The 7,166-nt window shown below is 69.8% G+C and carries 6 protein-coding genes; 5 read left to right on the top strand and 1 reads right to left on the bottom strand.

What is annotated here, in order from left to right:
• The 4 genes from manA to ABZ281_RS30290 all read left to right on the top strand — a co-directional run.
• Positions 1-804: mannose-6-phosphate isomerase, class I (manA, locus tag ABZ281_RS30305; RefSeq protein WP_356660615.1), on the top strand; the 804-nt coding region annotated here is incomplete at its 5' end.
• A gap of 152 nt (positions 805-956) precedes the next feature.
• Positions 957-1,931 carry a cation diffusion facilitator family transporter gene (locus ABZ281_RS30300; protein ID WP_356660613.1) on the top strand — a complete coding sequence of 325 codons (975 nt, stop codon included), beginning with the start codon at positions 957-959 and terminating at the stop codon, positions 1,929-1,931.
• A 326-nt stretch (positions 1,932-2,257) separates the two neighbouring features.
• Positions 2,258-3,715, top strand: a complete 1,458-nt coding sequence (gene ahcY, locus ABZ281_RS30295) for an adenosylhomocysteinase (RefSeq protein WP_356660611.1) — start codon at positions 2,258-2,260, stop codon at positions 3,713-3,715.
• A 133-nt stretch (positions 3,716-3,848) separates the two neighbouring features.
• Positions 3,849-4,463 carry a hypothetical protein gene (locus ABZ281_RS30290; RefSeq protein ID WP_356660609.1) on the top strand — a complete coding sequence of 205 codons (615 nt, stop codon included), beginning with the start codon at positions 3,849-3,851 and terminating at the stop codon, positions 4,461-4,463.
• Positions 4,464-4,707: 244 nt separating this feature from the next.
• On the opposite strand, the gene ABZ281_RS30285 is transcribed toward ABZ281_RS30290, so the two are convergent.
• On the bottom strand, positions 4,708-5,667 hold the full coding sequence (locus ABZ281_RS30285) for an RDD family protein (RefSeq protein ID WP_356660607.1): 960 nt from the start codon (positions 5,665-5,667) through the stop codon (positions 4,708-4,710).
• Between the two features lie 128 nt (positions 5,668-5,795).
• Between ABZ281_RS30285 and ABZ281_RS30280 the strand changes: the two genes are divergently transcribed.
• The gene (locus ABZ281_RS30280; protein WP_356660605.1) at positions 5,796-6,803 is read left to right on the top strand and encodes a stage II sporulation protein M; all 1,008 of its coding nucleotides are present in this window, start codon (positions 5,796-5,798) and stop codon (positions 6,801-6,803) included.
• The last annotated feature ends 363 nt before the right edge of the window (positions 6,804-7,166 follow it).

Here is a 7,166-nt window from a genome sequence, read left to right as displayed (position 1 = left end):
CCGCACCGCAACTACAAGGACGCCAACCACAAGCCCGAACTGATCTGCGCCCTCACCGAGTTCGACGGCCTGTGCGGCTTCCGCGCCCCGCTGGCGGCCGCGGCCCTCCTCGACGACCTCGGCGTCGACTCCCTCAAGCCCTACGTCGACCTGCTGCACGCCCACCCCGAGGACGCCGCCCTGCGCGAGGTCCTCACGGCGATCCTCACCGCCGACCCCGACGAGATGGCGCGGACCGTCGCCGAAGCGGCCGCCGCCTGCGCCCGCCTCGGCGGCGCCTACGCCCCCTACGCCGACATCGCCCACCACTACCCGGGCGACCCCGGCGTCATCGCCGCGATGCTGCTCAACCATGTCCGGCTCCAGCCCGGCGAGGCCCTCTTCCTCGGCGCCGGCGTCCCGCACGCCTACCTCGACGGCCTCGGCGTCGAGATCATGGCCAACTCCGACAACGTCCTGCGCTGCGGCCTGACCCCCAAGCACATCGACGTCCCCGAACTCCTGCGCATCGTCCGCTTCCTCCCCAGCGACCCCGGCGTCCTGCGCCCGGAGGCCTCCCCGGCCGGCGAGGAGGTCTACGAGACCCCCATCGACGAGTTCCGCCTCTCCCGCTACGTCCTCCCCGAGGCGGGCGCCGCCCACGACCTCACCCGCCCGACTCCGCAGATCCTGCTCTGCACGGCCGGCACCGTCCGGGCCGGCGAGCACGACCTGACCCCAGGTGAGTCCGTCTTCGTCCCGGCCGGCGAAAAGGCCGAAGTCTCCGGAACGGGAACGCTTTTCCGGGCCACCGTCGTCGCCTGACCGTTTGGAGGCCCTCGTGCCGGTGACCTGACTCACCGCCACCGCGGCGGGCTGCAACAATGGCCCACCGTCAAGCACGGGCAAGGCCACGGGCGCCCACCAAGGCGAGCGCCCGGGCCCTGGAACGGCGTACGAAGGGACAACGCGGACATATGAGCGCGTCAGGCGGAACCAAGGCGATCGTGGCGGCACTGGGCGCCAACCTCGCCATCGCGGTAGCGAAGTTCGTGGCGTTCCTCTTCAGCGGCTCGTCCTCGATGCTCGCCGAGTCCGTCCACTCCGTCGCCGACTCCGGCAACCAGGCACTGCTCCTGGTCGGCGGCAAGAAGGCGAAGCGCCAGGCCACCCCGGAACACCCCTTCGGCTACGGCCGCGAGCGCTACATCTACGCCTTCCTCGTCTCCATCGTCCTCTTCTCGCTCGGCGGCATGTTCGCCCTGTACGAGGGCTACGAGAAGATCAAGCATCCCCACGAGCTGACGCACTGGTACTGGCCCGTCGGCGTCCTGGTCTTCGCGATCATCGCCGAGAGCTTCTCCTTCCGGACGGCCATCAAGGAGTCCAACCCCCTGCGCGGCAGCCGCTCCTGGAAGGACTTCATCCGCCACGCCAAGGCCCCCGAGCTCCCCGTCGTCCTCCTGGAGGACCTCGGTGCCCTCGTCGGCCTCATCCTCGCGCTCGGTGGCGTCGGCCTCGCCCTCCTCACCGGCGAGAGCGTCTGGGACGGCATCGGCACCCTCTGCATCGGCATCCTGCTCATCCTGATCGCCCTGGTCCTGGCCGCCGAGACCAAGTCCCTGCTGCTCGGCGAGTCCGCCGGCCTCGAGGAGACCCGGAAGATCGAGGCCGCCGTCGTCGACGGTCACACCGTCACCCGCGTCATCCACATGCGCACGCTCCACCTCGGCCCCGAGGAACTCCTCGTCGCCGCCAAGATCGCCGTTCAGCACGATGACACGGCCTCCGAGATCGCCACCGCCATCGACGCCGCCGAGGCCCGCATCCGCGACGCCGTGCCGATCGCCCGCGTGATCTACCTCGAGCCGGACATCTACAGCGAGCGGGAAGCTGCCAAGGGCCCCGACCCCGAGGCCACCCCGGGCGGCCCGGCCCCCTCGGCCCACTGACCCCTCCACCAGCGCCCACGGGGCCCGCCGGACCATCCGGCGGGCCCCGTCGCCGTCCGGAGCCCGACTACACGATCACTTGAGGGATTCTGGTGTGGGCTGGGGTTCGCACCTGCCCCCGGTGTAGCTTGGGACGGAGCCAGACGTCGCTGCTGATGGCGGTCGGGCGGTCCCACCGCGGACCGGCCGAGGGAGAGAGGGCCTCCGACGGACTGCGCTGCGCGTACGCGGGCATGCCTGTGTCCTCTTTTCGGGGCACCCCTGTGTCCGACCGCCGCGCAGACCAGCCGTACCCACCTCGCCCCAACCCCGAGGAGCAGTCCGCAATGACGACTGTCGAAAACCGACAGGACTTCAAGGTCGCCGACCTCTCCCTGGCCGCGTTCGGCCGCAAGGAGATCACCCTCGCCGAGCACGAGATGCCGGGCCTGATGGCGATCCGCAAGGAGTACGCCGAGGCGCAGCCCTTGGCCGGCGCCCGTGTCACCGGCTCCCTGCACATGACCGTGCAGACCGCCGTGCTCATCGAGACCCTGGTCGCCCTCGGCGCGCAGGTCCGCTGGGCCTCCTGCAACATCTTCTCCACCCAGGACCACGCTGCCGCCGCCATCGCCGTCGGCCCGAACGGCACCGTGGACAACCCCCAGGGCGTCCCGGTCTTCGCCTGGAAGGGCGAGACCCTGGACGAGTACTGGTGGTGCACCGAGCAGGCGCTGACCTGGCCGGACAGCCCCACCGGCGGCCCCAACATGATCCTGGACGACGGCGGCGACGCCACCCTCCTCGTCCACAAGGGCGTCGAGTACGAGAAGGACGGCAAGGTCCCCTCGCCCGACACCGCCGAGTCCGACGAGCACCGCGTCGTCCTCGAACTGCTGAACCGCACCATCACGGACGGCTCGCAGAAGTGGACCCAGCTGGCCTCCGAGATCCGCGGCGTCACCGAGGAGACCACGACGGGTGTCCACCGCCTGTACGAGATGCAGCGCGACGGCGTCCTCCTGTTCCCGGCGATCAACGTCAACGACGCCGTCACCAAGTCGAAGTTCGACAACAAGTACGGCTGCCGCCACTCGCTCATCGACGGCATCAACCGTGCCACGGACGTCCTCATCGGCGGCAAGACCGCGGTCGTCTTCGGCTACGGCGACGTCGGCAAGGGCTGTGCGGAGTCCCTGCGCGGGCAGGGCGCCCGTGTGATCGTCACCGAGATCGACCCGATCTGCGCCCTCCAGGCCGCGATGGACGGCTACCAGGTCGCGACCCTCGACGACGTCGTCGAGACGGCCGACATCTTCATCACCACGACCGGCAACAAGGACATCATCATGGCCTCGGACATGGCCAAGATGAAGCACCAGGCCATCGTCGGAAACATCGGCCACTTCGACAACGAGATCGACATGGCCGGCCTCGCCAAGATCCCCGGCATCGTCAAGGACGAGGTCAAGCCCCAGGTCCACACCTGGACCTTCTCCGACGGCAAGGTGATCATCGTCCTGTCCGAGGGCCGCCTGCTGAACCTGGGCAACGCCACCGGCCACCCGTCGTTCGTGATGTCCAACTCCTTCGCGGACCAGACCCTGGCCCAGATCGAGCTGTTCACCAAGCCCGACGAGTACCCGACCGGCGTCTACGTGCTGCCCAAGCACCTCGACGAGAAGGTCGCCCGCCTCCACCTCGACGCGCTCGGCGTGAAGCTGACGACGTTGCGCCCCGAGCAGGCCGAGTACATCGGAGTGCAGGTCGAAGGCCCGTTCAAACCGGACCACTACCGCTACTGAGCCGAGCAGCACCGCTGCCGCGTTCGCAGCCGGACAGATCTCCGAGGCAGGCCCCCGCACCCCCGTGCCGGGGGCCTGCCCCGTTAGACGGGCCGGCGACGACCGGCCCAGCCCGTCAAGACCCAGGACCCCCATGCCCCGCGGCCGCTATTCGCTCCACGATCCGCACGATCACACCCCCCTCGCAGAAGAACACTTCCAGTGCGCCCCCGGCCCTTCCGGCTGGCGCTACGTCTCCCAGCTGACCACCCCCGCAGGTGATCACCACGGCTCCGTCGACCTCACCCTCGACGAACTGGGCCGCCCCATCCGCCTCGAACTCCACGCCGCCGCCTGGCAGGTCCGCGGCGCCGCCCTCGACGGAGTCACCTGGGTCCGCACCGACCCCACCGGGACCGACGCCACCGAAGGCAATGTGCGCGCCCACGCCTTCACCGGCACGTCCCCGGCATTCCTCGTCGCCACCGCCCGACTCCTGCGCCTCACCCCCTCCGCAGCCGCCACCCGCGTACGCCTTGTGGCCTTCACGGACCCGGTCCTCGCCCCACGCACCGTGGACCAGTCCTGGGCCTTGGTGAAGAGCGAAGCACACGCCACTGACAATGGCCCCCTGGCCGTGGACGAATACCAGGTCACAGCGTTGGACACGGGCGAGCAGCATGCCGTGCACATCGCGGGGGACGTGGTGCTCGCGGCCCCTGGCATCGAGCTCGAAGACCTGGAATCACCGCCGTCGGTGTTCACCTGAAACAGACAGTCACGCCGGGGCGGCGGGCCCCGCCCCGCACTAGTGCCGCGACAGGCAACGTTCGCCCCGTCACGACGCCCGGCACGCTCCCGCAAGCTCTCGACTCCGCTCGAGCAGGGGGTACCCCCACTCGCCGCACCGGACAAAAAGCCCTGGTAGCTCCGCTACGAGGGTTTCCGCCCGGCACGCCGAGAGCACGCACCGAACACCGCTCCTTCCTCCACGGAGATCCATCAGAAGGGCCCTAGGCCGGCGGCACGAACCCGGTACCGGGTCGGTCGCCCGCCGAGCCCGTCGGCGACTTCGCGGGCCGCTCCTCAGCGGACGGCTCGGAGACCACCTCGTGCGCTCCAACCGGTGGTCCGTAGGCAGCGGGAGTCCCGCCACGAGCCTCGGGCGAGACCGCTCGGTCATTCGTCGCCGGGACGGCGGCGGGCATGGCCGCCCGGCCCGTATCGCTCCCGAAAGCCCGCCGGGCTTCCCGCGCCTGCCGTTCCTGCACGACGGCCGCCAGATATGCCGCCGGTGGCACACCCTGCGGCACCGGGGCCCCCGTCCGCTCCGCCAGATCCGACGCCAGCCGCTCCGCCATCGACCAGCCCACCTGCGGATCCAGCTGCTGCATGCGGGTCAGGTACTGCCGGACGGCGAGCCACAACCCGTCGGGCACCGCCGACAGATCGAGCCCCGAGAACCGCCCCGCAAGCCACGGCGGAGGAGGCGGCACGAAACCGGTCCGCGTGACCGGAATCCGCTCCCGCACGACGAGCGTCCCCGCGAACACATCCCCCAGCCGCCGCCCGCGCGCCGACACGAACGAGGCGATGCAGGCGACGATCCCGAAGGTCATGAGGATCTCGATCACCCCGATCAAGCCCCTCACCAGCGCATGCCGGAAGCGGATCGGCCCCCCGTCGTCCCGCACGACACGCAGCCCGCACGCCAGTTTCCCGAGCGACCGCCCGTGACTGACCGTCTCCACCGCGATCGGCCCGCCCACCAGCACGAGAACGAACGTCGCGATCGACAGCGCCGTCTGCGCCGCCTCGTCGAGCGAGGCCGTGGACGTCACCAGCACGATGGTCACCGCGACGTAGACCGCCATCGCCGCCACCAGATCGAGCAGCACGGCCAGCGCCCTGCTGGGCAGTCTCGCGGGGCGCAGCTCCAACGCCACAGCCTCGCCCGTCACCAGCTCACTCACGCCCGCCGTCCTTCCCCTGCCCTGCCCCCGACAGGGCCAGTCTGCCAAGCTGAGGGCGCATCGCACCGTAGTACGACAAGCTGATCCACGACGAGCCTCCGACGACCAGCCGAGGAGCAGGCACACCGATGGACCTCGACGTCTTCGTCTCCGCCCACCGAGCGGAGTGGGACCGCCTCGAAGCCCTCCTCCACCGACAGCGCCGACTCAACGGCGCCGAGGCCGACGAACTCGTCACCCTCTACCAGCGCACGGCGACCCACCTTTCCCTGATCCAGTCCAGCGCCCCGGACCCGCAGCTGACCGGAAGGCTCAGCCAGCTCGTGGCCCGCGCGCGCAGCGCCGTGACAGGCACTCGACGCGCCTCCTGGCGAGACGTCACCCGCTTCCTGACCCACGGTTTCCCCGCGGCCGTCTACAAGGCACGCCACTGGTGGGTGCCGACAGCGCTCCTGTCGACGGCCGTCGCCGCCCTCCTCGGCTGGTGGATCGGCACGCACCCCGAAGTCCAGGCCTCCATCGCGGCCCCCAGCGAACTCCGCGAGCTCACCCGTCCCGGCGGCCAGTACGAGACGTACTACTCCAGCCACCCGGCCGCCAGCTTCGCCGCCCAGGTCTGGACGAACAACGCCTGGGCCGCAGCCCTGTGCCTCATCCTGGGGGTCTTCCTCGGACTGCCGGTCCTGTGGATCCTCTTCCAGAACATGCTCAACCTCGGCATCGGTGTCGGCCTGATGTCGTCGGCCGGCCGCCTCGACACGTTCCTGGGCCTGGTCCTCCCACACGGTCTCCTCGAACTGACCGCTGTCTTCGTCGCAGCCGGCACCGGTCTGCGCCTGGGCTGGACACTCATCGACCCCGGCCCCCGGACGCGGCGCACGGCTCTCGCGGAAGAGGGCCGAGCCGCCATAGGCATGGCCATCGGCCTCGCCCTCGTCCTCTTCGTCTCCGGCGCCATCGAAGGCTTCGTCACCCCGTCCGGCCTCCCCACCTGGGCCCGCATCACCATCGGGGTCACCGCCGAAGTGGCTTTCCTGTCCTACGTCTACGTCCTGGGCGGCCGTGCCGCCCGCGCCGGGGAGACGGGTGACGTCGAGGCTGCGGAACGCAGCGCGACCGTCCCCACCGCCGCCTGATCGTCCCGCCGACCGGCGGATGTGCGACCACCTCCGTTCAGCTGCTAGTCTCCTCTTCGCCCCGCAGGAGCCGTTGACACGGTGAGCGCGGGGAGGTAGATTTGAACAGTTGCCTGGAGATGGGCTCTAGTCCCAGACCAGCCGCAGTGAACATCTATCTGCTTCCTGAAACGCTGGTTTCATTGAAGCCTCTCCCGATGAATCGGAAATGAGCGGCCGGTCAGTCCGGCTCGAAACTTCTGATAAAGTCGGAACCGCCGGAAAGGGAAACGCGGAAGCGGGAACCTGGAAAGCACCGAGGAAATCGGATCGAAAAGGATCTGATAGAGTCGGAAACGCAAGACCGAAGGGAAGCCCGGAGGA

It is taken from the genome of Streptomyces sp. NPDC006265 (genome assembly GCF_040613555.1).
GTDB lineage: Bacteria > Actinomycetota > Actinomycetes > Streptomycetales > Streptomycetaceae > Streptomyces.
Note: the sequence above shows the minus strand (reverse complement) of the source record. Positions and strands in the feature narration are given on the sequence as shown.